General features: G+C 61.8%; 24 protein-coding genes. 14 read left to right on the forward strand and 10 right to left on the reverse strand.

Annotation, left to right across the window (positions count from 1 at the left end):
* The first annotated feature begins 145 nt into the window (after nt 1-145).
* Entirely contained in the window at nt 146-1363 is a 1218-nt protein-coding gene (locus tag LJ655_RS19625; protein WP_230562881.1) for a DUF2252 domain-containing protein, read from the forward strand.
* Between the two features lie 139 nt (nt 1364-1502).
* On the opposite strand, the gene LJ655_RS19630 is transcribed toward LJ655_RS19625, so the two are convergent.
* From LJ655_RS19630 to LJ655_RS19660, 7 genes are all read right to left on the reverse strand, one after another.
* Nucleotides 1503-1997: an OmpA family protein gene (locus LJ655_RS19630; protein ID WP_230562882.1), complete on the reverse strand. Its 495-nt coding sequence runs from the start codon at nt 1995-1997 to the stop codon at nt 1503-1505.
* 516 nt (nt 1998-2513) lie between these two features.
* Complete coding sequence (locus tag LJ655_RS19635) at nt 2514-2924, reverse strand: hypothetical protein (RefSeq protein WP_230562883.1); 411 nt, start codon at nt 2922-2924, stop codon at nt 2514-2516.
* Complete coding sequence (locus tag LJ655_RS19640; RefSeq protein WP_230562884.1) at nt 2917-3609, reverse strand: M35 family metalloendopeptidase; 693 nt, start codon at nt 3607-3609, stop codon at nt 2917-2919. Before LJ655_RS19640 ends, LJ655_RS19635 begins: the two co-directional genes overlap by 8 nt.
* 26 nt (nt 3610-3635) lie before the next feature.
* A complete protein-coding gene (locus LJ655_RS19645; RefSeq protein ID WP_329959713.1) occupies nt 3636-3962 on the reverse strand; it encodes a hypothetical protein in 327 nt (108 codons plus the stop codon).
* 411 nt (nt 3963-4373) lie between these two features.
* Nucleotides 4374-4784 (reverse strand): Rossmann-fold NAD(P)-binding domain-containing protein, encoded by a 411-nt coding sequence (locus tag LJ655_RS19650; protein ID WP_230562886.1) that lies wholly within the window; start codon nt 4782-4784, stop codon nt 4374-4376.
* Nucleotides 4781-5320 (reverse strand): lactate/malate family dehydrogenase, encoded by a 540-nt coding sequence (locus LJ655_RS19655; protein WP_230562887.1) that lies wholly within the window; start codon nt 5318-5320, stop codon nt 4781-4783. The genes LJ655_RS19650 and LJ655_RS19655 overlap by 4 nt, the downstream gene beginning before the upstream one ends.
* A 100-nt stretch (nt 5321-5420) precedes the next feature.
* A complete protein-coding gene (locus LJ655_RS19660; protein ID WP_230562888.1) occupies nt 5421-5804 on the reverse strand; it encodes a nuclear transport factor 2 family protein in 384 nt (127 codons plus the stop codon).
* A gap of 352 nt (nt 5805-6156) precedes the next feature.
* On the opposite strand from LJ655_RS19660, the gene LJ655_RS19665 reads away from it, so the two are divergent.
* The 7 genes from LJ655_RS19665 to LJ655_RS19695 all read left to right on the forward strand — a co-directional run bounded on the left by LJ655_RS19665 (nt 6157) and on the right by LJ655_RS19695 (nt 15336).
* Nucleotides 6157-7572, forward strand: coding sequence for a GH1 family beta-glucosidase (locus LJ655_RS19665; protein WP_230562889.1), 1416 nt, complete (start codon nt 6157-6159; stop codon nt 7570-7572).
* 93 nt (nt 7573-7665) lie between these two features.
* On the forward strand, nt 7666-8904 hold the full coding sequence (locus LJ655_RS19670; protein ID WP_230562890.1) for an ABC transporter substrate-binding protein: 1239 nt from the start codon (nt 7666-7668) through the stop codon (nt 8902-8904).
* Between the two features lie 8 nt (nt 8905-8912).
* Complete coding sequence (locus LJ655_RS19675; protein WP_230562891.1) at nt 8913-9869, forward strand: carbohydrate ABC transporter permease; 957 nt, start codon at nt 8913-8915, stop codon at nt 9867-9869.
* Complete coding sequence (locus LJ655_RS19680; protein WP_230562892.1) at nt 9866-10783, forward strand: carbohydrate ABC transporter permease; 918 nt, start codon at nt 9866-9868, stop codon at nt 10781-10783. Before LJ655_RS19675 ends, LJ655_RS19680 begins: the two co-directional genes overlap by 4 nt.
* Before the next feature lie 3 nt (nt 10784-10786).
* On the forward strand, nt 10787-11947 hold the full coding sequence (locus tag LJ655_RS19685) for an ABC transporter ATP-binding protein (protein ID WP_230562893.1): 1161 nt from the start codon (nt 10787-10789) through the stop codon (nt 11945-11947).
* 45 nt (nt 11948-11992) lie between these two features.
* Complete coding sequence (locus LJ655_RS19690; protein WP_230562894.1) at nt 11993-13033, forward strand: LacI family DNA-binding transcriptional regulator; 1041 nt, start codon at nt 11993-11995, stop codon at nt 13031-13033.
* Between the two features lie 590 nt (nt 13034-13623).
* Nucleotides 13624-15336, forward strand: a complete 1713-nt coding sequence (locus LJ655_RS19695) for a SulP family inorganic anion transporter (protein WP_230562895.1) — start codon at nt 13624-13626, stop codon at nt 15334-15336.
* Nucleotides 15337-15381: 45 nt separating this feature from the next.
* Here LJ655_RS19695 and LJ655_RS19700 read toward each other — a convergent pair whose 3' ends face one another.
* Entirely contained in the window at nt 15382-16824 is a 1443-nt protein-coding gene (locus tag LJ655_RS19700; RefSeq protein WP_230562896.1) for an anion permease, read from the reverse strand.
* A 103-nt stretch (nt 16825-16927) separates the two neighbouring features.
* Between LJ655_RS19700 and LJ655_RS19705 the strand changes: the two genes are divergently transcribed.
* From LJ655_RS19705 to LJ655_RS19725, 5 genes are all read left to right on the forward strand, one after another.
* Nucleotides 16928-17566 carry a 2Fe-2S iron-sulfur cluster-binding protein gene (locus LJ655_RS19705; RefSeq protein ID WP_230562897.1) on the forward strand — a complete coding sequence of 213 codons (639 nt, stop codon included), beginning with the start codon at nt 16928-16930 and terminating at the stop codon, nt 17564-17566.
* Nucleotides 17567-17581: 15 nt separating this feature from the next.
* Entirely contained in the window at nt 17582-19231 is a 1650-nt protein-coding gene (locus LJ655_RS19710; RefSeq protein WP_230562898.1) for an FAD-binding protein, read from the forward strand.
* A gap of 20 nt (nt 19232-19251) precedes the next feature.
* Nucleotides 19252-20496 carry a complex I 51 kDa subunit family protein gene (locus LJ655_RS19715; protein ID WP_230562899.1) on the forward strand — a complete coding sequence of 415 codons (1245 nt, stop codon included), beginning with the start codon at nt 19252-19254 and terminating at the stop codon, nt 20494-20496.
* Between the two features lie 258 nt (nt 20497-20754).
* On the forward strand, nt 20755-20943 hold the full coding sequence (locus tag LJ655_RS19720) for a hypothetical protein (protein ID WP_230562900.1): 189 nt from the start codon (nt 20755-20757) through the stop codon (nt 20941-20943).
* A gap of 33 nt (nt 20944-20976) precedes the next feature.
* Nucleotides 20977-21180, forward strand: coding sequence for a superinfection immunity protein (locus LJ655_RS19725; RefSeq protein ID WP_230562901.1), 204 nt, complete (start codon nt 20977-20979; stop codon nt 21178-21180).
* A 54-nt stretch (nt 21181-21234) separates the two neighbouring features.
* Here the strand turns inward: LJ655_RS19725 and LJ655_RS19730 are convergent, their stop codons facing one another.
* Both LJ655_RS19730 and LJ655_RS19735 read right to left on the reverse strand, forming a co-directional pair.
* Nucleotides 21235-23151: a potassium transporter Kup gene (locus LJ655_RS19730; RefSeq protein WP_230562902.1), complete on the reverse strand. Its 1917-nt coding sequence runs from the start codon at nt 23149-23151 to the stop codon at nt 21235-21237.
* A gap of 184 nt (nt 23152-23335) precedes the next feature.
* Nucleotides 23336-24211 carry a LysR family transcriptional regulator gene (locus LJ655_RS19735; RefSeq protein WP_230562903.1) on the reverse strand — a complete coding sequence of 292 codons (876 nt, stop codon included), beginning with the start codon at nt 24209-24211 and terminating at the stop codon, nt 23336-23338.
* 141 nt (nt 24212-24352) lie between these two features.
* On the opposite strand from LJ655_RS19735, the gene LJ655_RS19740 reads away from it, so the two are divergent.
* Nucleotides 24353-24787 carry a VOC family protein gene (locus tag LJ655_RS19740; protein ID WP_230562904.1) on the forward strand — a complete coding sequence of 145 codons (435 nt, stop codon included), beginning with the start codon at nt 24353-24355 and terminating at the stop codon, nt 24785-24787.
* Nucleotides 24788-25191: the final 404 nt, after the last annotated feature.

Below are 25191 nucleotides of genomic sequence, written 5' to 3' on the forward strand. Positions count from 1 at the left end.
GCACGAACTCGTCCGGATCAAAAATATGACAAAGGCCCGGCTCACGACATCCCGGTTGAACCTGCATTGAATTCACGGCGCGCGCCGAGGTCACAACAACCATTCAACTCACCTCGCGCTTGCGCTCATACAACGGAAATCGCTTATGTCCGACATCGCCAGGATCATCGCCGGTTTCAACGCGGGCCGCGACCCCGAACGGCTCGCGATGAAGTACAAAGCCATGCGCGGCTCGCCGTTCGTGTTTCTGCGTGGCACCTGTCATCTGTTCTATGAGCGTCTGCCGCGCGCGAAAGTGCTCGACGATGCGCCGCAGGTCTGGATCTGCGGTGACATGCATTTGGAAAATTTCGGTAGCTACAAGGGGGACAATCGGCTCGTCTACTTCGACAACAATGACTTCGACGAAGCCTGTCTCGCACCGGCGCCTTTTGAGCTCGTCCGTCTATTGACGAGCATACTGGTCGGCGCGGCCGACCTGAAGCTGCGCCGCGCCGAGGCGCTCGCGCTGTGTCATACCGCGCTCGACGCATACAGCGCCGCGCTCGCGTTCGGCAAGTCGCGCTGGATCGAAGCGGAGACCGCGACGGGCATGGTGCGCGATCTGTTCGACGCGCTCGCGAGCCGCACGCGCGCCGCGCATCTGGACCGGCGTACCTTGCTCAAAGGCAAGACGCGCACGCTGAAGGTCGATGGCAAGAAGGCGCTACCTGTCAGCGACGAACGGCACGCGGCGGTCGCGCAGTTCATGCAGCGCTTCGCGTCGACAGAGCCGAATCCCGACTTCTACCGCACGCTCGATGTCGCGCGGCGTATTGCGGGCACCGGCAGCCTCGGTGTCGACCGGTATGTGATTCTAGTCGAGGGCAAGGGTTCGCCCGATGGCAACTATCTGATCGATTTGAAAGAGGCACTGCCATCGTCGGTGAGTGCGCACGTGAAGGCTGTGCAGCCGAAGTGGCAGAGCGAGGCGCAGCGCGTCGTCGAAGTGCAGCGGCGCAATCAGGCGGTATCTCAGGCGTTCTTGCACGCGGTCGAGTTCGACGGGCGCTCCTACGTGTTGCGCGGTTTGCAGCCGTCGGAAGATCGCGTCGCGCTTGCCGACTGGAACGGCAAGCTGCCACGGCTCGAGGAGGTCATCAACAGCATGGCCGAGCTAAGCGCATGGGCGCACCTGCGCAGCGGAGGGCGGCAGAAGTCGGCGATTGCCGATGATCTGATCGCGTACGGGAATCGACGCGATTGGCAACTGCCGTTGATCGATCTCGCGACGAAGTGTGAGGCACAGGTCGCGGCGGATTGGAAGGCTTATTGTGAAGCTTATGATCGAGGCGTGATTGAGGTGAGTAGCTCGGCGCGGTGAAGCGTTGGATGGGGCTTACGGCTGTGCGCTCACCGGCATCGAGTTCATCGGCGATGCGGCCTGTGGCCAATCGTGGTGGCGCTTGCCAGTGTGACCTGGCTTTGCGGAGCCCCGCCGAAGCGGGGCGGTGTTCGTCTGCTTACGGATTGATAACTCTGCTATGTGGCGTCACTCGGGGATCGTCGCACATCCACGCGCAGCTGCCTTTGCAGATCGGCGTGAATTCTACGAACACCTGACGGTAACCAAGTGTGCCGTCGGGACGTTTTACCGCCATTTCATCTGTGAAAGTATGCTTCTCGATCAGAATGTTTTCACTGCTGATACCAAGCTCCTGCAAATACGCTTTCACGTTCTTGGCACGGCCTTCTTTCAACTGATCCATATTGCGCTCAGCAGTATACGCACCAGCCATTATAACGGCCTGAATCTGGACGTCGGGCCATTTTTTTGCTTCAATTAAGGCAATCGTAATTGCGTGCTTATTTGCACTGGTAAGCGCGGTTGTGTTGAATGGCAACTCTATCTCCGCTTCTTCCCCGATGGTGCATGCGCCAGCTGATCCATAAAGAGAAACCGACATGGCAAGCGCTGCGACCACTGCATTGCCTCTCGCTCTCAGCGTCTTACTCATTTAATAGTTACCCCATCGAATGTTGCAATATAGCCGGTTATATTATCTGCATTTTTGATCGCGAGATCAGGATGATTCATCGCAAATAGCTTTGCTCCCGATTCGGTATCCGTATACACCTCATCGATCGAACAGGTTTCGTATTGATTACGACATCGGCCATTGATCCAGGTGTTATATTGGTAAAGGCTGCGTGTACCTCGAACCATTATTCATCCTCGCTCGAATTGAAGCCGTCGCTGTTTTTGCCGAAAGATTCATTTGTCATCTGTTTTGCCATAATGAAAATGCCTACCTGTTCTTCACCCCTATGAAGTCGCAACTTCGACAGAATATAGCTTTGCGTCACCTGTCGAAATACGCTGCGTGCGCCCGGCAATATCAGTTACACCCGTATCATCGGCAGATCGCTCGAACAGACACGCTTTAAGCTCAAATAAAAAACCCGTCGAAGTGGGCAATCGTTACATAGTGGAATCGACTCAGTTACGACTTGGCGCACGTTGGATGTAAGCGCTACTGGCCCGTACAACACTTGTTGGGACAATCAGGCTCAAACGATATTTCAACACGTCGGCCGTTTTCGACATCGTTCTTCGAGTAGACGCGTGAACTTGTCTTTACCGATCCACGCAAGAAGCCAAATTTATCCAGCACCGCTTTCCCCGCTATCAGGCGAGCTTGGGCCAATTGCGTTGGATTCTGTTCTCGTTCCTCGGCATGCCCACTTACTAGCGTTGTTTCTTTAGTTTTGTGATTCGCGTAGGCAATCTTTTGATCGGCTACCCAGTTAGCAAGTCGTAAAATCTCATCAACGGGGATAACGGCACTATTTGGTGGGAAATAGATATCGAAATTCTCGCCAGGCATACACGCGAAAACATGTCCCGATACCAGAACCGAAAGGATGGCGAAGAGTTTACGCATTGTAGATAACGTATCCAGCGATGCTATCAGCGTTTTCGACGGCCTGTTCAGGGTTCGTTCCTCCCCACGAAAGGCACTCATCCATGAAGTATTTCCAATCTTTGGTTCCCATTGTGTCTTGAAAGTGGCTTGCCTCATGGATGAGCGTAGAAACAATTGAATCCTTGTCCCAAGAGAAATCACGCATTGAACAAAAATCCAGGTGAATGGCGATCGTGTGCGTTTTGGTATCTGGCGCGCACACTTCGGCGACCACGCCGGATTTTACGGGATTTGGTACGCATCCCAAGTATCTTGCGGTATTAGGTTCCCATCGGACAAAATTATCACCGGTTAGTCCTCGCAACACGCGGACAATTGATGTTAAACCACGCGCAAGCCGGTTTCTTGCTGGCTCCTCGCAATTGCCAAACCATGCTCGCACCCGTTCCTGATCTGATGCAGACCAGCGAGCCAAATCCTCTAAGCGGGTCTCAATGTAACCAACAGCACGATCCCGGCAGTTCAGAACCATGTCGCGAAAATCTTTGTTTGACATATTCGGACATATCTTGTCTGTGTTGATTGTGACATGGACCATTGAATCAGGGTTTGTATTGGTAATGGCACCTGTGTGTACCTCGAACCATTCTTCATTCTCGTCGGTCCTGAAGCCGTAACTATTCCTGATAGAAAATTCATTCATCGTCTTTTTTCCGTCGTGAAAAAACCTTACCTGCTCTGCGTCCCCTGTGACGCAGCAACGTCGATAGAAATCTGCTTTGGATCACTTGTCGAAATACGCTGCGTGCACCCCTGAGAATCAGTTACGCCTTTCGCGAGAACTCTCGAACCGACGCGCACCCGGTAACGCACCCCCACCAGTCGCTTGCCCGCGAAATCTCTCAGCGTGAACTGCTCATCGAACCGTTTAGGGGTGCGCTCGCGGCAATCGCACGCCCATGCGTAACCCAGGGCTTCGGCCATGTCATAACCGTTTGAATACGATCGAAGCCTATCCTGCGGAAAGAATTCGCCGGTTTCGACGTTCAAAGCCATCGCGGACGGCATTGGCGGGAAGTTGGAATATATTGAATATGTCACGCGGCAAAGCAGGCATTCTTCCTTGCCCCCAGTGCCGTCCTGTTTCTGTTGCTCCGTTCGACCCCTTTCTATTTTCCAGAAAACACTCGACGAATTAACCATCTGAAAGAGTCACGGTCAACATCTTTAATTTGAGATAGAGCCGATTTGACAAATATTTACAATAATTCCAGGTATCTCATTTTCAATTGCATCTTTCCGATATTGCGGCTCAACAAAAAAGGCGGCATTGAGCCGCCTTTGCCGGCAGGTATCGACACCGGTCAGTGCTTCATCGAGGAAGCGTTCATAGCCGCCAGTTTGTGGTTCACGCCTCGCGTAGCGTCATCGAGGGGATCTGCCGTATCGCCGGCCGCGCAGAAAAGTTCATCGCTTGAGCAGCACGCTTTCCGTCGCCTCCTTGACGATGCGCGCGCTGCCTAACAGGGCTTCACGCTCGACGGGATCGAGTTCCGGATAGGCGATCAACCGCGCGCCCCGACCATTGACGACCATTGGCAGCGACACGCACACGTCCGGTACGCCTTCCACTTCAGCCTGGACGATGCCCACTGTGAGGATGAGATCCATGTCATGCACGATGGCCTCGCAGATCCGTCCTATCGCGCTGGCGATGCCGTAGTGGGTGGCGCCCTTGCCCGCCTTGATGAGCTTCGCCGCCTCGTGCACGGAGCGCACGATCAGATCCCTGCTGGCGGAGCCTGGCTCCTTGCCGTGTCTCGTCAGGAAGGTTTCGAGCGGCATGCCGCAGACCGTTGCGCCGGACCACTGGATCAAGGCCGATTCGCATGCTCGCCGAGCACATAGGCGTGAATTGCGGACGCCACCACGCCGAGCCGCTCGGACAGCAGCGAGCGCAGCCGCCCGGTGTCGAGCGAAGTGCCAGTGCTGATGACGCGCTCGCGCGCGCAATTCAGGCGGCCGTAAACGGCGCCGGTCAGCACGTCGCACGGGTTGGTCGCGATCAGATAGATCGCCTCGGGCGCGAGCGGCGCGATGCGATCGACGATCACCGCCGCGATGTCCGCGTTGGTTTTGGCCAGGTGCAGCCGAGTCTCGCCAGGTCTGACGCCGGCGCCGGCGGTAATCACCACGATGTCGGCGTCGCGCGCGTCTTCGTAATCTCCTGCCCTGAAACGGCTGTGCCCCCAGAACGCGGCGGCGTGCGCGAGATCCAGAACCTGTCCTTCAGCGCGCACCCGCGCGACGTCGATGATGACGACTTGCGCGCTCGGAATGGCCAACGCCACGAACAGGGCCGCCGATGCTCCAACCAGCCCCGCGCCGACGATAACGATTTTGGTTTGCCGCATCGCGAACCTCGGTCAGTTCGAGCTTCAGCCCCCCGAGATCGTCGCATGCGCGCATTTCCCATCAATCGGACCTTGGTCCTACCCGACCGCAAGGCGTTTTTCACGCGATCCGTTCAACCCATCGACTCCGCCAATCCGGTGCCTCAAACGGATCCGCGAAATACTGCGTCTCGTGGACGACCTTGCCGTCGCGGAACTCCATCACGCTGACGGTGTAAGCGATGCGCCCCTGATAGCTGATGCTGTACTCGGTTATCCAGAGATTGCCGTCGCCTTGAATTCGCCGGACATCGAAGCCGGATGGCTTCCCGGGATGATGACTGCGCAATGCCTGCAAATTCGCCCGTCCTTGGATTCGCTCGCCTGATTGGGGGTAGTCGCAGATCGCATCGTCATCGTAGATATCGTGTTCAGCATCGAGATCGCCGGCAGCTGAGGCCTGCCAGTGTGCCTTCAAGGCCTCAAGTATGGTTTCTTCGTTCATGAAGTATCTCCAGGTCGAGGGGCGCCAGTTCATCGGTCGATCAGTTGCGCGCTGTGGTTGCGATGACATTTTCGCCCCGCGCGACACGGGCTGCGACCCGCTTCCGGCCCTGACCAACCGACCCGCCGGCCGGAATTCCGTCATAATCCGCCACCCCGATGCGACCGGCATCACACTCGCAAGCGTGCCAGCAGCCCCTCCAGACAAACCCGGATTGCTGCTGCGATTTCCACGCTGCAATCTTTCGCCAGCCAGTGTGGAAGCGCTTCCAACCCAGCGTTCACGGCATGCGCGAAGCTCAGCGCCTAAAGTTCCACCACACCCGGTTCAACCTCATGGCAGGAGAGAATCCGTGGAAAACGACGCATCCGCAGTCGTCGCCGCCGCCCCTCACGCTCAGGGCGGCCCGCACACCGACCCATTCACGCCGCCCGCCGACTCGTCGCTGTGGCGCAAGGACTTTCTGATCGGCGCGGCGACCGCGTCATATCAGATCGAAGGCGCGGTCAACGAAGACGGCCGTCTGCCGTCGATCTGGGACACCTACTCGGCCACGCCGGGCAAGGTGCTGGCCGGCGACACCGGCGCCGTCGCGTGCGATCACTATCATCGCTGGGAACAGGACGTCGATCTGCTCGCGGGGCTCGGCCTCGAAGCCTACCGGCTGTCGACCGCATGGCCGCGCGTGATGGACGAAAAAGGCGCGCCCAACCGCAAGGGGCTCGACTTCTACAAGCGCCTGCTCGAACGGCTCAAAGAGAAGAACATCACGACCTTTGTCACGCTGTATCACTGGGATCTGCCTCAGCATCTCGAGGATCGCGGCGGCTGGCTCAATCGCGAAACCGCGTACCGTTTCGCCGATTACGCGGACCTGATGAGCCGCGAACTGCACGGCCTCGTCGATGCATGGGCGACGCTCAACGAGCCGTGGTGTTCTGCGTACCTCGGCTACTGCGTCGGCCGTCATGCGCCGGGTCTCACGAACGTGCGTTTCGCCACACAGGCGATGCACCATCTGCTGCTCGCTCACGCCTTGGCGCTCCCGGTGCTGCGCGCGAACGATCCGCGCTCGCACAAGGGCATCGTCGCGAACGTCGGGCGCGGCACGCCGAATAGCGACAGCGCCGCCGACCGTCGTGCGGCCGAGCTGTTCGAAATCCAGCACAACGCATGGGTTCTCGATCCGCTGTTCAAGGGCGAGTATCCGCAAGACCTGTTCGAGCTGTGGCCGCGCGCCGAGCCGCTCGTGCTCGACGGGGACATGCAGAAGATCAATGCGCCGCTCGATTTCCTTGGCATCAACTATTATTTCCGCACCAACGTCGCGAGCGACGGCGGCGCCGGTTTCACGGAGGTGCCGCTCGAAGGCGTCGAGCGTACGCAGATGGGATGGGAGGTTTACCCCGACGGTCTACGCGAACTGCTAATCGGTTTCAAGAAGACCTATGTCAATCTGCCGCCGATCTACATCACCGAGAACGGCATGGCATCGAACGACCAGGTGATCGACGGCCGCGTCGAGGACACGCAGCGCATCTCCTTCCTGAAGCGCCATCTCGCGGCGCTCGATCAGGCGATCAAGGCCGGCGTCGATGTGCGCGGCTATTTCCTTTGGTCGCTGATGGACAACTTCGAATGGGCGTTCGGCTACGAGCGGCGTTTCGGCATCGTGCATGTCGACTACAAGACGCAGCAACGGACGATCAAACGTAGTGGCGAACTGGTGTCGAAATTTCTCAAAGATCGCAACGCGCAAGCGCAATAAACACAATCAAGGCGACGCAGCAACGATGTAAAACCGGGTGGAGCTGGTTGTATTTCGACTTTACACACGGGCACGGAGCCCGGAGGAGACGGAATGAACAGCAACAGAATGGTCTTGCGAGGCGTGGTTGCGGCACTGGCGCTGTACGGCGTCGTCGCGCAGGCGGAGCCCCTGAAGGCCAACGTGATTCACTGGTGGACCTCGGGCGGCGAATCGGCCGCGATTCGCCAATTTGCCGACGCGTACGACAAGGCGGGCGGCCAATGGGTCGACAACGCGGTCGCCGGCGGGGACCAGGCGCGCGCCACTGCGATCAACCGCATCGTCGGCGGCGATCCGCCCACCGCTGCCCAGTTCAATACGTCCAAGCAGTTCCACGATCTGATTGATCAGGGACTCCTGAATAACGTCGACGACGTTGCCGCCAAGGAGAACTGGAGCGGTATTTTCCCGCAGTCGATTCTCGACAGCATCCGCGTCAAAGGTCATTACTACGCGGCACCGGTCGACATCCACATGCCGGCATGGTTCTTCTACTCGAAGCCGGTGTTCCAGAAAGCGGGCATCACGAGCGAGCCGAAAAGCTACGACGAGTTCATCGCCGATCTCGGCAAGCTCAAAAGCGCAGGCGTGATTCCGCTCGCGTTCGGCGGCCAGCCGTGGCAGGAGAAGATAACGTTCGACGCGGTGCTCGCCGACGTGGGCGGCCCGGACCTGTATATGAAGGTCTATCGCGATCACGATCAGAACGCGGTGAATTCGGATGCGTTCAAGAAGGTGCTCGTGTCGTTCAAGCGGCTGCACGATTTCGTCGATCCGGGCTCACCCGGGCGCAACTGGAACGACGCGACCGCGCTCGTGACCACGGGCAAGGCCGGCGTGCAGATCATGGGTGACTGGGCGAAGGGCGAGTTCGTCGCGGCGAATCAGACCGCGGGCAAGGACTTCGGCTGCTTCCCCGGCTTCGGTCCGCATTCGCCGTATCTGGTCGCGGGCGACGTGTTCGTGTTCCCGAAGACTGACAACGCAACGGCGATCAAGGCGCAGAATCTGCTCGCCACGGTGATGACCTCGCCGTCCGCGCAGGTCGCGTTCAGCGCGAAGAAAGGCTCGATTCCGATCCGGCCCGACGTGGACGGCAGCAGCCTCGACATCTGCGCGAAGGAGGGCATTGCGATCATGAAGGACAAGTCGCGCCAGTTGCCGAATCCGGAAATGCTTCTCTCGCCGGATGTGCAGGGTGCGCTGACCGACGTCGTGACGAACTTCTGGAACAAGAACGAGTCCGTCGATGACGCGCAGAAAGCGTTCGCCAGCGCGTTGAAGGGCTAGGCCTCGCCATGCACGCGCTCAAGCTGCCAGCCGGGGGTTCGAAACCACACGGCAGGTCGAACCGCAAGCCGCGACATAAACCGCTGAACCGGCGGTTTCCGATCGCGGTTTGGCTGGCCTTGCTGCCCATGCTCCTGACCGTCGTGTTCGCGTACCTGGGCACGATGGTCTGGACCGCGCGCGTCTCGCTCAGTAATTCGCACACGTTTCCTTCGAACGACTTCGCGGGCCTCACGCAGTACGTGCGGCTTTTTCACAACGACCGCTGGCTCGTGTCGCTGCAGAACATCGTGATCTACGGCGCGTGTTTTATCGTCGCGTGCATGGTGATCGGTTTGCTGCTGGCGATCTTCATCGATCAGCGCGTGGTCGCGGAAGGCGCGTTGCGCACGGTGTTTCTGTATCCGTACGCGATGTCGTTCGTCGCGACCGGGCTCGTGTGGCAATGGATTCTGAATCCCGCGCTCGGCGCGCAGCAGGTGCTGCGCAGGATCGGCTTCACGCATGCCCGGTTCGACTGGATCGTCGATCAGGACCTGGTGATCTACACGATCGTGATCGCGACCGTGTGGCAGGCTTCCGGGCTCGTGATGGCGCTGATGCTCGCGGGCCTGCGCGGCATCGACGAGGAACTGTGGAAAGCCGCGCGCATCGACGGCATTCCACGCTGGCGCGTGTACGCGAGCATCGTGGTGCCGATGCTCGGACCGTCGGTTTCGACCGCGTTCGTGCTGCTGTTCGTGATGGTCGTGAAACTGTACGACGCGGTTGTCGCCATGACGCAGGGCGGACCCGGCACCGCGAGCGAAGTGCCGGCCAAATTCATCCTGGACTATCTGTTCGGGCGAGCCAACATCGGACTCGCGTCGGCCGCATCAATCGTGCTGCTCGCGACGGTGCTCGCGATTCTCGCGCCGTTCTTCTATGCACGCGGCCGCGCGGCGCTGCGCGCGGAGAGAGCATGAACACGCTCGATTCCACGCTCAAAGGCGGGGTGCCGCATCGCACGCGCGCGCGGCGGCGCCACTCGGCGTTCTCGCCGGCGCGGCTTGGCATCTACGCGTTCCTGCTCACCGCGGCGGCGTTCTTTCTGCTGCCGCTCTACGTGATGCTGGTGACATCGGTCAAGCCGATGAGCGAAATCCGTCTCGGCAATCTGCTCGGCTTGCCGATGCATTTCACGCTCGACGCGTGGAGCGCCGCGTGGCGGTCGGCCTGCACCGGGCTCGATTGCAACGGTATTCGTGTCGGCTTCTGGAACTCGGTACGTATCGTCGCGCCGAGCACCGTGCTGTCGATCATGGTCGGCGCGGTGAACGGCTACGCGCTGTCGTTCTGGCGGCCGCGCGGCGCCGGGCCGTTGTTCGGCGTGCTGCTGGTCGGCGCGTTCATCCCGATTCAGGTGATGGTTTATCCGCTCGTGCACGTCCTCGCGAGCGTGCATCTGTTCAGCTCGCTGCCGGGCATCGTCCTGATTCATACGATCTTCGGCATGCCCGTGATGACGCTGCTGTTTCGCAACTACTACGCATCGATTCCGCAGGAGCTGTTCAAGGCCGCGCGCATCGACGGCGGCAGCTTCTGGCGCATCTTCTTTCAACTGATGCTGCCGATGTCCACGCCGATCATCGTCGTCGCGCTGATCATGCAGGTCACGAACATCTGGAACGACTTCGTTCTGGGCCTCGTATTCGCCGGCACGAAGAACCTGCCGATGACGGTGCAGCTGAACAACATCATCAACACGACGACCGGCGAGCGGCTCTACAACGTCAACATGGCGGCGACCATTCTGACCTCGATGGTGCCGCTCGCGGTCTATTTCATTTCGGGCCGCTGGTTCGTGCGCGGCATCGCGTCGGGCGCCGTCAAGGGGTAGGACATGGCAAACATGGCTAATACGATCGACGCGGCCAGCGTGCCGGGTGCAGGCGCGAACGCCAATCCGGACGCCGCGGCGCTCACGCATCCCGCCAATGTGGCGATCCGCAATCTGACGATTCGCCTCGGCTCGAACACCGTGATCGAGAACCTCGATCTCGACGTGCTCGCCGGCGAGTTCGTCGTGCTGCTTGGGCCTTCGGGCTGCGGCAAGTCCACGCTTTTGCATAGCATCGCGGGCCTGATCGACGTCAGCGAAGGCAGCATCGAGATCGCGGGCGAGGACATGACGTGGGCCGATCCCAAAGATCGCCGCATTGCACTCGTGTTTCAGTCGTATGCGCTGTATCCGACGATGAGCGTCGAGCGCAACCTGTCGTTCGCGCTGCGCATCAACGGCATACCGAAGGCGGAAATTGCGCGACGTGTTGCGCGGGCGTCCGAGATGCTGCAACTCGGGCCGCTGCTCAAGCGCAAGCCGTCGCAGTTGTCGGGCGGTCAGCGGCAGCGCGTCGCGATCGGCCGCGCGATCGTGCGCGAAGCCGACGTGTTCCTGTTCGACGAGCCGCTCTCGAACCTCGACGCGAAGCTGCGCACCGAGCTGCGCCGCGAACTGAAGCAGCTGCATCACAACCTCGGCGCGACGATGATCTACGTGACGCACGATCAGGTCGAGGCGATGACGCTCGCCACGCGCATGGCCGTGATGCGCGGCGGCGTGATCCAGCAGTTCGGCACGCCGGCCGAAGTCTATGCGCGGCCGAACACTCTGTTCGTCGCGACGTTCCTCGGCTCGCCGGCGATGAATCTGCTGAAGGGCACGCTCGAAACGCGCGACGGCGTGCTTTACTTTTGCACCGCGCAGGTGCGGATCGACGTATCGGCCTACGCGTTCACGGAGGCGCCCCCGCACGGCGTGCCCTGCGTGCTCGGCGTGCGCGCCGAAGACGTGCATATCAGGCCAGACGGGAGTGAGCGCGCAGAAGTTTCGCTGATGGAGCCGATGGGCAACCACCGCGTCATTTGGCTCGACTATCATGGCGAACAGATCGCGTCGATCGATCAGACAAAAGCGCCGATCGCGGAGGGTGACTCCGTGGCGTTTTCGTTCGACGCCGCGCATGTCTCGCTGTTCGACGAAGCGAGCGGAGCGCGCTTGTAACGCCGCGGCGCGCCACGCGCGGAGCGGCTCGTCGACACAGGCTTGATGGAGAACCGCGTGGCAACACTCAAGGACGTCGCGGAACGTGCCCGCGTGGGCATGTCGACCGCCTCACGAGCCATTTCCGGCAAGGGACCGATTTCCGCCGATGCCGCGGCGCGCGTGAAGGCGGCGATCGAGGAGCTGAACTTCCGCCCGTCGTCGATCGGCCGGGCAATGGCGACGCAGCAACTGGGCATCATCGGCATTTTCGTGCCGACCTTTTTTGGTTCGTACTACGGGACGATCCTGAAGCAGACCGACACCGAGCTGCGCGCGGTGGGGCGGCATGTCGTGGTCGCGACCGGCTGCGGAGAAGTATCGCCGCGCGAGCAGGCGATCGAGGCGGTGCGCTTTCTGATAGGCCGCGATTGCGATGGCGTCGTGGTGCTCAGCCACGATCTGCACGACGAAGACCTGATCATGCTGCATGGCATGCATCCGAAGATGGTGTTCCTCAATCGCGCGTTCGAGCAGTTGCCGGAAGCGTCGTTTAGCGCGGACCATTGGCGCGGCGGCGAACTCGCGGCGCGTACGCTGCTCGATCATGGGCATCGCGACTTCGCGGTGATTTCCGGGCCCGCTACCGCGCCGGACAACGTGATGCGGATCGACGGCTTCTTTGCCGAACTCGCGCGCGCCGGCATTGCGCGCGACGACGTCACGCTGATCGAATCCGACTTCTCGCCCGAAGGGGGCTACGCCGCCGCCCAGACGCTGCTCGATTCGAAACGGCGCGTGACGGGGCTGTTTTGCGCGAACGACACGATGGCGGTCAGCGTGCTCGCGCGCTTTCACCAGGCGGGCATTTCGGTGCCCAACGATATTTCCGTGATCGGCTACGACGACGACTACTCGGCTCCGTATGCGGCACCGGGGCTCACCTCGGTGCATATTCCGACCGCCGAGCTCACGCAGAACGCGGTGCGCTGGCTCGTCAATCAGTGTTACGGCACCACGTGGGAGATCTTCCGCGAGTTTCCGGTCAGCGTGACGATGCGCGAATCGGTCGGGCCGGCGCCGATGGCGAAAAACAGGACACGCTGAACGAAGCGCTAGAAGGATTTGCCTAATTGCGGCACGCGAGCGCACCCCGAGTGAGAGCCGGCACGCGGTGACGCTCATGCGCAGCGTGCGCGCGGTTTTTCACGCGTCACGCTCCCCTGAGTCCGCGTTTTCACTTACGCATGCGACAGTATCTTTAAGACTGTTGTAATTCAACGCAATGGTGCTTTGCGGTTTTCCCTCATTAAATTCAACTCGAATTTCTTTAAACTTGCCGGTAACAAAATGTTACGGGGTGAGTGAGATGTTGACCATCTTTCTGATCGTTTGTCCGATCTGCATAGCTGCGTTGTTCGGTTTTGCGCGTCGTGTGGATCCGCAAACGGGACAGTTCAAACGTTAAAATTCTCAGGCGTTCTTATCGCGGCCATGCCGTGAAGAATAACGCCTTGCAATTCACGGTTCGTTAGTCTTTTGTCAGTCTCGAATGCGCAATCGTTTGCTTCCTTTCGATCTGCTTTCCTGCTTCCGGTCCCGCCAATAGCCTGTTCCCGCTTTCGTCAAGTCTTGCCTTTGGGTGCCGATTCGCGGCACGATGCGCGATTACCTTCGGTTTGGGGGCAGCATCGCGTATGCAAGGTTCTCTGCAAAAAATGGCGGCGCGCGCCAGCGTGCTGAAGGGCATTCTTCCTTTGAGCCGGGTATCGGCGGCGCGCGACGCGCTGGCCGGTGTGCAGCTCGCGTCGATGGATATTCCGCAGGTGCTCGGCTATGCGCGCATTGCGGGCATGCCTGCCGTGACTGGGCTCTACACAGTGTTCCTGCCGCTCGTCGCGTTCGCCTTTTTCGGCGCGTCGCGGCATCTGGTCGTCGCCGCCGATTCGGCTACCGCGACGATCTTCGCGAGCCGCCTGTCGAACATGGCGCCCGCGTCGAGCGCCGAATACGCGGCGCTCGCGGCGATGGTCGCGCTGCTGACGGCCGCGTTGCTGCTCGTCGCGCGCATCTTCAAGCTCGGTTTTCTCGCCGATTTCCTGTCGCGCACGGTGCTGATCGGCTTTCTTGCGGGCGTCGGCGTGCAGGTCGGCATCGCGATGCTTGGCGACATGCTCGGCGTGCCCGGGCATGCGGCGACGAGCGTGAATCAACTGCTGCTCGTCGCGGGCGAGGCCGCGCAAATCAGTCAGCCGACGCTGGCGATCTCGGTTCTCGTGGTGGCTGCGATTCTCGTCTGCAAACGTTTCTGGCCGCGCTTGCCGGTGCCGTTGATCGTGGTCGTCGCGGGCATTGCCGCGAGCGACGTGTTCGGCTTAGCGGCGCACGGCATCTCGATCCTCGGACCTGTGGAGGGCGGACTACCGCCGCTGCGGATTCCGTCGGTGACGTGGCAGCAGATGCTCGACCTGGTGCCGGTCGCGGCGTCGTGCTTCGTGATGATCGTCGCGCAGAGCGCCGCCGCGAGCCGCGTGTTCGCCGAGCGCTATCACGAGCCGGTCGATACCAACGCGGACCTGCTCGGCATCGCCGCGGCCAACGCGGCAGCGGCGTTTTCCGGTGCGTTCGTCGTCAACGGCAGCCCGACGCAGACCGCGATGGCCGATCGCGCCGGCACGCGCAGCCAGTTCGCGCAGCTGGTCTTCGCGGCAGTCGTGGTGGTCGTGCTGCTGTTTTTCAGCCGCTATCTGCAGTATCTGCCGCACTGCATCCTTGCGAGCATCGTGTTTACGATCGCGGTCGGGCTGGTCAACGTGCAGTCGCTGTTGGCGATTCGTCGCGAAAGTCCCGGCGAATTCGCGCTGGCGTTGTTCACCGCGGCGGCGGTCGTGCTGATCGGCGTCGAGCACGGCATTCTGGTCGCGGTCGCGCTGTCGCTGCTGCGCCACGTGCGGCACAGCTACCGCCCGCACACGATGATGCTCGCGCCCAACGGCGACGGCCTGTGGGTGCCCGTGCCCGCGGTACCGGGTATGGAGACCGCGCCGGGGTTGATCGTCTATCGTTTCGGCGCGGATCTGTTCTACGCGAACGACCACTTTTTCGTCGAAGAAACGCGCCGGCTGATCGATCACGCGCCGAACGCGGTACGCTGGTTCGTCGTCGATGCGAGCGCGATTACGGATGTCGATTATTCGGCGGCGCGCTCGGTGGGCGAACTGTGCGCGGCGCTCAAGCGCATGGGCGTCGAGGTGATCTTTGCACGCGTGAATAGCTATTTGCGCTCGGATATGGATCGGCATGGCATCACGCCGATCGTCGAGGAACGCTGTATTTTCGGCACGCTGCATGATGCGCTGACCATGGCGGGAGTGGAGAAGCCGCATGAGCAGGTGAAGGGTGCGCCGTAACGGAGCACATGCCGGGAGTTCTCATGCCCAGCACGGCCTCGAGCCTCAAAGCAGGATGGGCGCACAGATCAGGAGAAACGCCGCGATATAAACGACGCCGAAAATCAGTCCGAGTCTCCAGAAGTCACCCGCGGGCAGGTAGCCGCTGCCGAAGTAGACAGGACTCGGCCCGGCCCCATAAGGCGTCAGGATGCCCATGATCCCCAGAGTCAGCGAGAGCATCAGCGCAAATGCCTCCATCGGCATGCCGGGCACGGTCGAGCCCACCGCCAGCATGACCGGCAGCATCGCCGTCGTATGAGCCGTCACGCTCGCGAACATGTAATGCACGAAGAAAAAGATCAGCACGAGTACGATCGCCGCCGTCGTCGGCGGAAAGCCGCTCATGTGGGTCGAGATCGTCGCGGCGAACCATTTGACGAAGCCGGTCCTGCTGAGCCCATCGGCGAGGGCGACCAGCGTCGCGAACCACACGAGCGTATTCCACGCCTGTTTGTTGCCGAGCATGTCGTCCCAGCTCACCACCCTGGTGACCAGCATCAGCGCGATCACCATCAGCGCCGCGGTCGTGGGATTGACGTAGTCGTCCGCAAAGACCCACAGCGCGAGGGCGATCAGCACGAGGACCGCGAGCGTGATTTCCCGCCGGGTCAGCGGCCCCATCTCCTTGAGCTGCTGGGCGGCCCAGGCCGGCACTTCGGCGCTTTGCTTCACCTGCGGCGGATAGATCACATAGGTGAGCAGCGGTACGGCCAGTAGCAGCAGGATGCCGGCGGGCGCGAAGGCGAGAAACCACTGCGTCCACTGAAGATCGACGTTGACCGTTTTCTTGACGAGTTCGACGGCGAGCAGATTGGGCGCGAGCGCGGTGAGGAACATCGAACTCGTCACGCAGGTCGTGGCGATCGCTATCCACATGATGTACGAGCCGATGCGCCGTGCCGACGGATCGTTCGGCTTCGAGTCGTACAGCGGCGGCAAACTGCGAATCACGGGGAAGATCGTCCCCCCGCTGCGGGCGGTGTTGGAAGGCGTAAATGGCGCGAGCACGGTGTCCGCCACCATCACCGCATAGCCGAGCGTGAGAGTGCGGCGGCCCAGCGCCCGCACGAGCATCAGCGCAATGCGCCGGCCGAGCCCGGTCTTGTCGTATCCCAGGGCGAACATGAAGGCGCCGAAGATCAGCCACACGGTGCCGTTGGAAAAACCGGAAAGGGCCCAGCTGACGCTCGCGCTCGCCACATTGAAACCGGGCTTGGCGAGCTGTTCGGGACTGAAGAACACCCATTCACTGAAAACAGCCACGATCGTCACGGCGATCAGACCGATCGCGGCGCCCGGGATGGGCTCCAGCATCAACCCGACGATCACTCCCGCGAAAATGCCGAAGTAATACCACGTGTGCTGTTCGAGACCGGCAGGCGCGGGAATCAGCGCGATCCCGATTGCCACGATCAGGGGAGCGACGGCCTTCCAGAAAGTTTTCATCCGATGCCCCTTTCTCGTAAGCTTCCGTGTGCTAAGGTTTATATGACCTTTTTCGCGCATTCGCCAGTGAACAGTTCGCGGCGCGCAAGGAGAGCGCAAGACCATGGTTCGCGTGAGTATAGAAGGGCGCGAGATTCAGGCGCCGGCCAACTGCTCGATCCTGCAAGCCATGGGGCATGCGGGGCAAACCCTCGTCGAAGGTGTCGGCTGCATGATTCAGGGCGTGTGCGGCTCGTGCCGTGTGATGGTGCGGCGTAGCGGCGAGCAGGAAGTGAAAACCGCGCTCGCCTGCGAGACCCTCGTTGAAGATGGCATGCAGGTCGCCTTCCTCGATTACTTCACCGCGTCGGAACGGCACTTCTATCGCATGGAGGATATCGGCGACAGCTGGGAGACGCTGCGCCAGGTCGCCGACATCTTTCCGGAAGCATCGCATTGCCGTCATTGCAGCGGCTGCGACCGCGCCTGTCCAAAAGGGCTCGAAGTGCAGCGCGGCGTGAACCTGGCGGTGGAGGGCAATCTGCTCGCGGCGGGCCAGGTATTCGACGAATGTGTGATGTGCAATCTGTGCACGCTCGCGTGCCCCGAGCATATCCGCCCGAACCATCTGGGTGTGTTCGTGCGCCGGATGAGCGCGTCGCTTTCGCTGCGTCCGGCCAATCTGTTGCGGCGGCTGCAGCAGATCGAGAGCGGTGAAATGAAGATCGACTTCGATGCGCCCGGCGCGCAACCGCCGCGCTAGCCGGAGCGAAACACCATGTCCGCCGGCATACCCTACGATGACGCGCGCCAGCGCTACCGTCCCGGAATGAAGGCCGGCACGCGCAGCGACGGCGTCCCGGTCGATGAACTGCTGAAGGCCTATCACCCAGACCATGGCGCGCATGCGCGTGTCACCCTGAGCGTCGGGGTCAATCGCGGCGAACCGTGCCAGCCTGATCTCGCGCGCTATTTGCAGGCCAACGCGCTGATCGACGATGTCGACATCGCCGGCGCGCAGCTCATGACGACCGACGTGCTGGTGGTGGGCGGCGGCGGTGGGGGCTGTGCAGCGGCGCTCACGGCGGCGAAGCAGGGCGCACGGGTCATCCTCGCCACCAAGCTGCGCCTCGGCGACAGCAATACCGTGATGGCCGAAGGCGGAATCCAGGCGGCCATCGGCGAGGATGACAGTCCCCAATTGCATCTCGAAGACACGCTTCGCGCCGGACACTTCTGCGGCGAACCCGAACTCGTGGCCCAGATGGTGATGGACGGCCCCGATGTGATTCGCTGGCTGATCCAGCTCGGCATGATGTTCGATCTGGAAGAGGACCAGCCGCTCGTCGGCAATCTGTTGCGCAAGAAGCCCGGTGGCGCATCGGCCGCGCGGATTCTGTCGTATCGGGACTATACCGGCCTCGAAATGATGCGCGTGCTGCGTGAGGCGGTGGACCTCGAGCCCGGCATCGAGCTGTGGAACCGCTGCCCGCTGGTCGAACTGCTGTCCGACGAGCGCGGGGGCTGCGCCGGAGCGGTGATCTACAACCTCGAATGGCGTACCTTCGTGCTGGTGCGCGCACGCGCCGTGATTCTCGCCACCGGCGGCGCCGGGCGACTGCACCTGAATTCCTTTCCGACCTCCAATCACTACGGCGCCACCGCCGACGGTCTGGTGCTCGCCTATCGGATCGGCGCGCGCCTGCGCGAACTCGACTCGTTCCAGTACCATCCGACCGGCATCGCCTATCCGCACCATCTGGCGGGCGGCCTGATCTCCGAGGCGGCGCGATCCGCGGGGGCGAGACTCCTGAACGGCGAAGGCGAACGTTTCATCGATGAGCTCAAGCCGCGCGACGTGGTCGCCTCGGCCATCCTGCGCGAGTGCGCGCAGGGACGCGGGATCGAGCGCGACGGCCAGGTCGGTGTGTTCCTCGATACGCCCACGCTCGAAATAGAGCATCCCGGCATCCTGGCGAAGCGTCTCGTCACGCTTCGTCATCTCGCGCACAAGTGCGGCATCGATGCCGCGCAGGAGCCGTTCCTCGTTTATCCGACGCTCCACTACCAGAACGGCGGTGTCGCCATCGACAAGGACGGAGCCACGAACGTACCGGGCCTTTTCTGCGTCGGCGAGGTGACGGGCGGCATCCACGGCCGCAACCGGTTGATGGGTAACGCGCTGCTCGACATTCTCAGCATGGGGCGCCGTGCCGGCGCGAAGGCGGCGCAAGCGAGGGACTGGGTCATGGCGAGCCGCGCCGGAATCAGTCACGTGCACGCGTGGCAGAGGGAGCTGACGCAGGCGGGGCTGCCGCTTCACGTGAAGGCGCCGCAGCTTTTTCCCGCCTATGCCCATTTTGATCTGCGCGTCGATGCAGGATTGCGCGCGAGCGCGCGCGGGCGCGTGATCGGCGGTATCCGGTGAGGCGAACCACGGAGCACGCGATGCAAACGCTGAACCAGTGCTTGATGAAGGATGAGTTCCGTGTCGGCGCCGACCTCGACGCGTGGTTCGCATGCGGTGGCGGCGAGGGACTCGCCAAAGCGCTCGAAGACCCGGGGGCGATCATCGCCGAAATCGCCCAGGCCGATCTGCGCGGAATGGGAGGCGCCGGCTTTCCGGCGCATCGAAAGTGGGCGCCGGTCGCGGCCGCTCCTGACGGTGACAAGTACGTGATTTGCAATGGCAACGAGGACGAGCCGGGCACCTTCAAGGATCGCTTTCTGCTCGAACATACGCCGCATCAGGTGATCGAGGGCGCGCTGATCGCCGCGGTGGCGACGCGGGCCAATCATGTCGTTCTATATGTCAATCCGCACCAGACGGTGTCACTCGCGACGACTCGCGAGGCGGTGAAGCAGTGGTCGGCTCACGCGCAGTTCGCCGCGATCGAGAGCTGGGTTGGCGCGCCCGTGTCGCTTGCCGTGGTCCCTAGCTCGGGGTTGTACATCGGCGGAGAGGAAACGGCGGTGATCGCCAGCGTCGAAGGCGGCTTTCCGTTTCCGCGCCGCAAACCGCCTTTCCCGGCCGAGCATGGCGTGCATGGCGCGCCGACCATCGTCAACAACATCGAGACGCTGGCCCACGTGCCGGGCATCCTGCGCCACGGCGCGCAGTGGTACCGCGACCTCGGCATCGGGGATGCGGCCGGAACCAAGCTTTATTCCCTCTCCGGTGACGTGCTCCGTCCCGGTCTGTATGAACTGCCGATGGGCACGAGCCTGGAGACGCTGGTCTTCCAGCATGGCGGCGGCATGCTGCAGGGCAAGGAATTCAAGGCGGTCTTCACGGGTGGCCCATCCAACACCCTGCTGACGAAGCGCGACCTCGACGTTGCACTGGACTTCGACTCGGTGCGCCAACGCCGTTCGCGTCTGGGGACGGGCGCGATGATCGTCGTGTCGGAAGGCACCAGCATCGTGCGCAAGGTTGCGGATTACGTGAATTTCTTCGCTCAGGGTTCGTGCGGCCAGTGCCCGCCATGCAAGGGCGGAACGTTTCAGATGATGCGGCTTCTCAACCGGCTCGACACGGGGCGCGGAGTGCGCGCCGATCTGGTCGCACTGGAGAACCTGTGCTGCGTGCTTCCGGGCAGCGGGCGATGCGGTCTGATCGACGGCGCGGTGACGGTGGTGGAGAGTTCGATCAACCAGTTCCGCGAGGAATACGAAGCGCGGTTGATGGCCTAGATCTCTACGCGCGCACCCACTCGATCACGCGATTGACCGGCAGTTTGAAAAACGCCGCGAGATTGCCCACGTTAAGGCAAGTCGCACCGATTTTCGTCGGGCTCAATGTTTGGACTTGCTCCTGAATGACCGTACATGCGATTAGTCGCCCTTCGGTTGGCGAAGCTGCGCTAACGTGCCGCACCGCGCGTCGGGAGATTCCCGGGCGGCACACAGTCAAACCTGTGAAAGCTGAACGAAAACGAACAGGAGCGCGCTATGAACCCCGATCGCAGGCGATACGAGCACCCACCGTATTACGAGCTGGAGAAACCCGCAGAAGCCGCCGACACTGTCGGAGCCTATCGGCCCGTTCACCCGTACGCGGATATGACGAAGGAAGAAGTAGAGGCCGCGATGGGCTTGTATGGCTTGTTCAACGTGCGGAAAGTCCGCGACATGCACTAGAAGCGGCTTGGGCCGCGCGAGTAAGGAAGCATCATGGAACCCACTACCGGATTGGTATATCTGTTGATCGCACTCGTCGTCTACTTTATGCCGGCAATCGTTGCGCGCTATCGCAAGCACAAGAACGCCAGCGCCATTACCGTGCTGAACCTCTTTGCAGGTTGGACAGGGGTCGGCTATCTCGGCGCCCTTGTGTGGGCATTCACCGCCAACACGGAGCCCGCGCACGCCGCATAGCGCAAAGCAGAGCTTGAGCTCAACGCCGCCGAAGCCGCGGCGTAATGCGCGACGCTATAGCTCAACCCGCGCGCCCACTTCGATCACGCGATTGGCCGGCAGTTTGAAAAACGCCGCGATATTGCCCACGTTGTGCAGCATCACCGCGAAAAGCCGCTCGCGCCATAACGCCATGCCGCGCCCGCGTTTGGGCACGACGGCCGCTCGACTCAGGAACCACGAGGTGTCGTGCGGATCAAAGGCGAATTCCGGCGATCTGTAGGCGCTCAGCGTCCGCGGCAAGTCCACTTCGTCCTTGAATCCATAGTTCACGGTTGCGTGCCAACAGCCCGCACACAACGGCCTGATCTGCACGCGCTCGCTTTCGGCCACCCACGGCACGCTCTTCGTTACCACGGTGAGGAATACCGAGCGTTCATGCAGCACGCGGTTGTGCCGCAGGTTGTTGACGAGCGCGTGCGGCACCGCTTCGGCGTCCGGCGTGAGGAAGATCGCCGTGCCGCCCACGCGCGTCGGCGACGATTCGAGCAAGGCGGTCAGATACTGTTTGAGCGGCGTCTTTCCCGCCCGCGCGCGCGCTTCGGCCAGCATCATTTCCCAGCCGCGTCCCCACGTCGCCATGATCGTGAACATGATCGCCCCGACCACGAGCGGGAACCAGCCGCCATCCACGATCTTGAGCAGGTTCGCCGAAAAGAACATCGCGTCGATCATGAAGAAGAACGAGGTGGAAAGCACGCACAGCAGCCAGTTGAAACGCCACGCGTAATGCACGACGAAAAAAGTGAGGAACGTGGTGATGAGCATCGTGCCGGTCACGGCGATGCCATATGCGGAGCCGAGCGCCGTGGACGAGCGGAAGCCCACCACCGCCGCCACCACGGCGGCGAGCAGAATCCAGTTGATGCCGGGCACGTAGATTTGCCCGATCTCGCGTTCCGACGTATGCACGATGTTCATGCGCGGCAGGAAGGAAAGCTGCATGGCCTGCATCGTCATCGAATAGGTGCCCGAAATAACGGCCTGCGAGGCGATCACGGTGGCGATGGTCGCCAGCACGATCATCGGCACGATGGCCCATTGCGGGAAGAGCCGGTAGAACGGGTTTTGCACCGCGCCGGGGTTCGCGAGCAACAGCGCGCCCTGACCGAGATAGTTGAGCGCGAGCGCGGGAAACACGATGCCGAACCACGTAAGACGAATCGGCCGCTTGCCGAAATGGCCCATGTCGGCGTAGAGCGCCTCGGCGCCTGTGAGTGAGAGCACGACCGCGCCGAGCGCGACGAACGCGAGCCAGCGGTGGTGCAGGCAGAACCCGAGCCCTTCCAGCGGATTCAGCGCGTAGAGCACGACCGGCGCGTCCATGATATTCACGACGCCAGCCACGCCGATCACGACGAACCACAGCACCATCACGGGCCCGAACACGGCACCGATGCCGCCCGTGCCGTGTTTTTGCGTGACGAACAGGACGATGATCGCGGCGAGCGTCACCGGAATCACATAGGTCTTCAGCCCGGGCTCGACGACTTCGAGCCCTTCCACGGCGCTGAGCACGGAGATCGCGGGCGTGATCACGCTGTCGCCGAAGAAGAGCGCCGCGCCCATCACGCCCACCACGAGGAGCGCACGACGCAAGCGCGGCCGCGACGCGATCGACGACGCCGCGAGTGCGAGCAGCGCCATGATGCCGCCTTCGCCGTGGTTATTCGCCCGCAGGATCAGCGCGACGTACTTGAGCGAAACGACGATCATCAGTGACCAGAAGATCAGCGAGACGATGCCGACGATATTGAAAGCATTGAGGCTCAGACCGTTGGCAGAGTCGAACACCGTGGCGAGCGTATAGAGCGGGCTCGTGCCGATGTCGCCGTAGACCACGCCGAGCGCGGCCAGCGCGAGTGCCGGAAGAGACGGTGAGGCTTCGCCGTGGCGTTCCTGCGCCGTCGCGGCGGTTGCGGAGCGTCCCATGTCTGCCTCCTCATACGAATCGCGCGTGGACCGTGATGGGCGCGCCGTGTATTCGCTAGAGGAAGTATATAAATTCCGGGCGAAAATGCGCTTCGCGCCTCCACGTCACGCGCGCGTCACGGTGGATTTGCGAAGCTGTCGGAGTCAGGCACGAGCGCCTCGCGCGCGCTGCCGGATAAAACGCTCACCCCTGCGCCGCCGCCGCAATACACTCCGCCAACGCATCCGCGACCACCGGCCGGCTGTGCCGAGGCCGCAGCACGAGCCCGATGTCACGCCCAAAGGTGGCGTCGCCGAGTTCGAGCGCCACCACGCTGGGCGGCCATTTACCGAGCCCGGCCGTATCGGGAATCAGCGCGACACCCATGCCGCGCGCGACCAGCTGCACGATCGCCTGCAATTCGTCGAGCTCGACCGCGTCGCGCACGGTAAGCCGCGCGCGCCGCAGAAAACGGTCGACGAGCCGTCCGCCGAACGACGCGCGGTCATAGCGGATAAATGGTTCGCTGCGCAGCAGTTCGCGCCACGAGCGGCCGCCGCGCGCGAGCTTTTTCGGCGCGAGCAGCACGAACGGTTCGGCCACGAGCGTGCGCCATTCGAGTTCCGACGGCAGCGCGAACGGCGGCTTGATGATGACGGCGAGATCGAGTTCGCCCGAGTCGACCTGGCCGAGCAGCCCGAGCGATACGCCCGGCACCACGCGAATCCGCCAGCCGGGGCGGTCGTCGCGAAAGCGCGCGAGCGCGTCGGCGAGCAGCGACACCTGCGCGGACGCGATCGCGCCGACCCGCAGCATGCCGCTTTGGGCGGCGCCTGCGCTGCGCTCGGAAAGCCGTGCATAGAGTGTCATCATTTCCTCGGCCAGCGCGAGTGTTTCGCGGCCCGCTTCGTTGAGCGTCGCCGAGCGTCCGGTGCGGTCGAACAGCTGGAAGCCGAGTTCCTGCTCGAGCCGCTGCATCTGCGCGCTGACAGCGGACTGCGTGAGCCCGATGCGCGCGCCCGCGCCGGAAAACGTGCCGTACTGGCTGACGGCGATGAAGGTTTTCAACTCGCTGAGCATGATCGATCAATCGATTTTGGTGGTGGTCAGGTCAAATATATATCGTTTCTCAGCATTTTTATTCATGATTAAACTGGCCTTCCTGTGAGCCAATTGACGGTCACGATTCATCTCCACACCCACCCAGCGAGTCTTATCATCATGAGCGTTGCCCAAACCGCTTTGCCGCCGTTCCATCTGGCATTTCCTGTTCATAGCCTCGCCGCCGCGCGCGAGTTTTACGGCGAACTGCTCGGCTGTCCGGAAGGGCGCAGTTCGGACGCGTGGGTCGATTTCAATTTCTACGGCCATCAGATCGTCGCGCATCTGGCGCCGGACGAAGCCGGTCACCGTCACACGAGCGCGGTCGACGGCGATGCGGTGCCGGTGCGCCACTTCGGCGTGGTGCTGTCGATGGCGCAGTGGCAGGCCGCTGCGGACAAACTGCAGAAGGCCGGCATCGAGTTCATTATCGAGCCGCACGTGCGCTTCCAGGGGGAGGTCGGCGAGCAGGCGACGATGTTCTTCCTCGATCCGTCGGGCAATGCGCTCGAGTTCAAGGCGTTCGCCGATATGTCGTCGCTGTTCGCCAGATAAGCATCGCGGGCGTAGACGCCGCGAGGCGGATCGCTGTAAATGAGAAGGCCGGTCGATCCCGCAGGTCGTCCGGCCTTTTTGCGTCGAAGCACGGTCATGCGCCGCGAACCGGCATATCGCGCGAATCAATCTGAAAGCATGTTTCCGTAAATTTCCAGGCAAAGCCGCGCCGCGTGTCAGCAAACGTTCCATTAACTGCGCTTAAGTTTATTCAACAAACGTTTGCGTATCATCTAATTCGATGCAAATGCGGCGTGAGTCCATCGCCTTTAAAATAGTGCATCGGCTTTCAACGAGCTTCCTGACAAAATGGCCATTTTCGTGCCATGCAGGCGTTGGCGCGAGCGATCTAGCATAAGCGATTCAATCCCTCCCTCCACCCGCATTTTCTTCGGCCCGTTTCA

The sequence above is a fragment of the Paraburkholderia translucens genome (assembly GCF_020881035.1).
GTDB lineage: Bacteria > Pseudomonadota > Gammaproteobacteria > Burkholderiales > Burkholderiaceae > Paraburkholderia > Paraburkholderia translucens.

Coding starts and splice junctions, on each gene's coding strand:
- LJ655_RS19625 (WP_230562881.1), top strand. CDS start 146: ATGTCCGACATCGCCAGGATCATCGCCGGTTTCAACGCGGGCCGCGAC.
- LJ655_RS19630 (WP_230562882.1), bottom strand. CDS start 1,997: ATGAGTAAGACGCTGAGAGCGAGAGGCAATGCAGTGGTCGCAGCGCTT.
- LJ655_RS19635 (WP_230562883.1), bottom strand. CDS start 2,924: ATGCGTAAACTCTTCGCCATCCTTTCGGTTCTGGTATCGGGACATGTT.
- LJ655_RS19640 (WP_230562884.1), bottom strand. CDS start 3,609: ATGAATGAATTTTCTATCAGGAATAGTTACGGCTTCAGGACCGACGAG.
- LJ655_RS19645 (WP_329959713.1), bottom strand. CDS start 3,962: ATGGCTTTGAACGTCGAAACCGGCGAATTCTTTCCGCAGGATAGGCTT.
- LJ655_RS19655 (WP_230562887.1), bottom strand. CDS start 5,320: ATGCGGCAAACCAAAATCGTTATCGTCGGCGCGGGGCTGGTTGGAGCA.
- LJ655_RS19660 (WP_230562888.1), bottom strand. CDS start 5,804: ATGAACGAAGAAACCATACTTGAGGCCTTGAAGGCACACTGGCAGGCC.
- LJ655_RS19670 (WP_230562890.1), top strand. CDS start 7,666: ATGAACAGCAACAGAATGGTCTTGCGAGGCGTGGTTGCGGCACTGGCG.
- LJ655_RS19675 (WP_230562891.1), top strand. CDS start 8,913: ATGCACGCGCTCAAGCTGCCAGCCGGGGGTTCGAAACCACACGGCAGG.
- LJ655_RS19680 (WP_230562892.1), top strand. CDS start 9,866: ATGAACACGCTCGATTCCACGCTCAAAGGCGGGGTGCCGCATCGCACG.
- LJ655_RS19685 (WP_230562893.1), top strand. CDS start 10,787: ATGGCAAACATGGCTAATACGATCGACGCGGCCAGCGTGCCGGGTGCA.
- LJ655_RS19690 (WP_230562894.1), top strand. CDS start 11,993: ATGGAGAACCGCGTGGCAACACTCAAGGACGTCGCGGAACGTGCCCGC.
- LJ655_RS19695 (WP_230562895.1), top strand. CDS start 13,624: ATGCAAGGTTCTCTGCAAAAAATGGCGGCGCGCGCCAGCGTGCTGAAG.
- LJ655_RS19700 (WP_230562896.1), bottom strand. CDS start 16,824: ATGAAAACTTTCTGGAAGGCCGTCGCTCCCCTGATCGTGGCAATCGGG.
- LJ655_RS19705 (WP_230562897.1), top strand. CDS start 16,928: ATGGTTCGCGTGAGTATAGAAGGGCGCGAGATTCAGGCGCCGGCCAAC.
- LJ655_RS19710 (WP_230562898.1), top strand. CDS start 17,582: ATGTCCGCCGGCATACCCTACGATGACGCGCGCCAGCGCTACCGTCCC.
- LJ655_RS19715 (WP_230562899.1), top strand. CDS start 19,252: ATGCAAACGCTGAACCAGTGCTTGATGAAGGATGAGTTCCGTGTCGGC.
- LJ655_RS19720 (WP_230562900.1), top strand. CDS start 20,755: ATGAACCCCGATCGCAGGCGATACGAGCACCCACCGTATTACGAGCTG.
- LJ655_RS19725 (WP_230562901.1), top strand. CDS start 20,977: ATGGAACCCACTACCGGATTGGTATATCTGTTGATCGCACTCGTCGTC.
- LJ655_RS19730 (WP_230562902.1), bottom strand. CDS start 23,151: ATGGGACGCTCCGCAACCGCCGCGACGGCGCAGGAACGCCACGGCGAA.
- LJ655_RS19735 (WP_230562903.1), bottom strand. CDS start 24,211: ATGCTCAGCGAGTTGAAAACCTTCATCGCCGTCAGCCAGTACGGCACG.
- LJ655_RS19740 (WP_230562904.1), top strand. CDS start 24,353: ATGAGCGTTGCCCAAACCGCTTTGCCGCCGTTCCATCTGGCATTTCCT.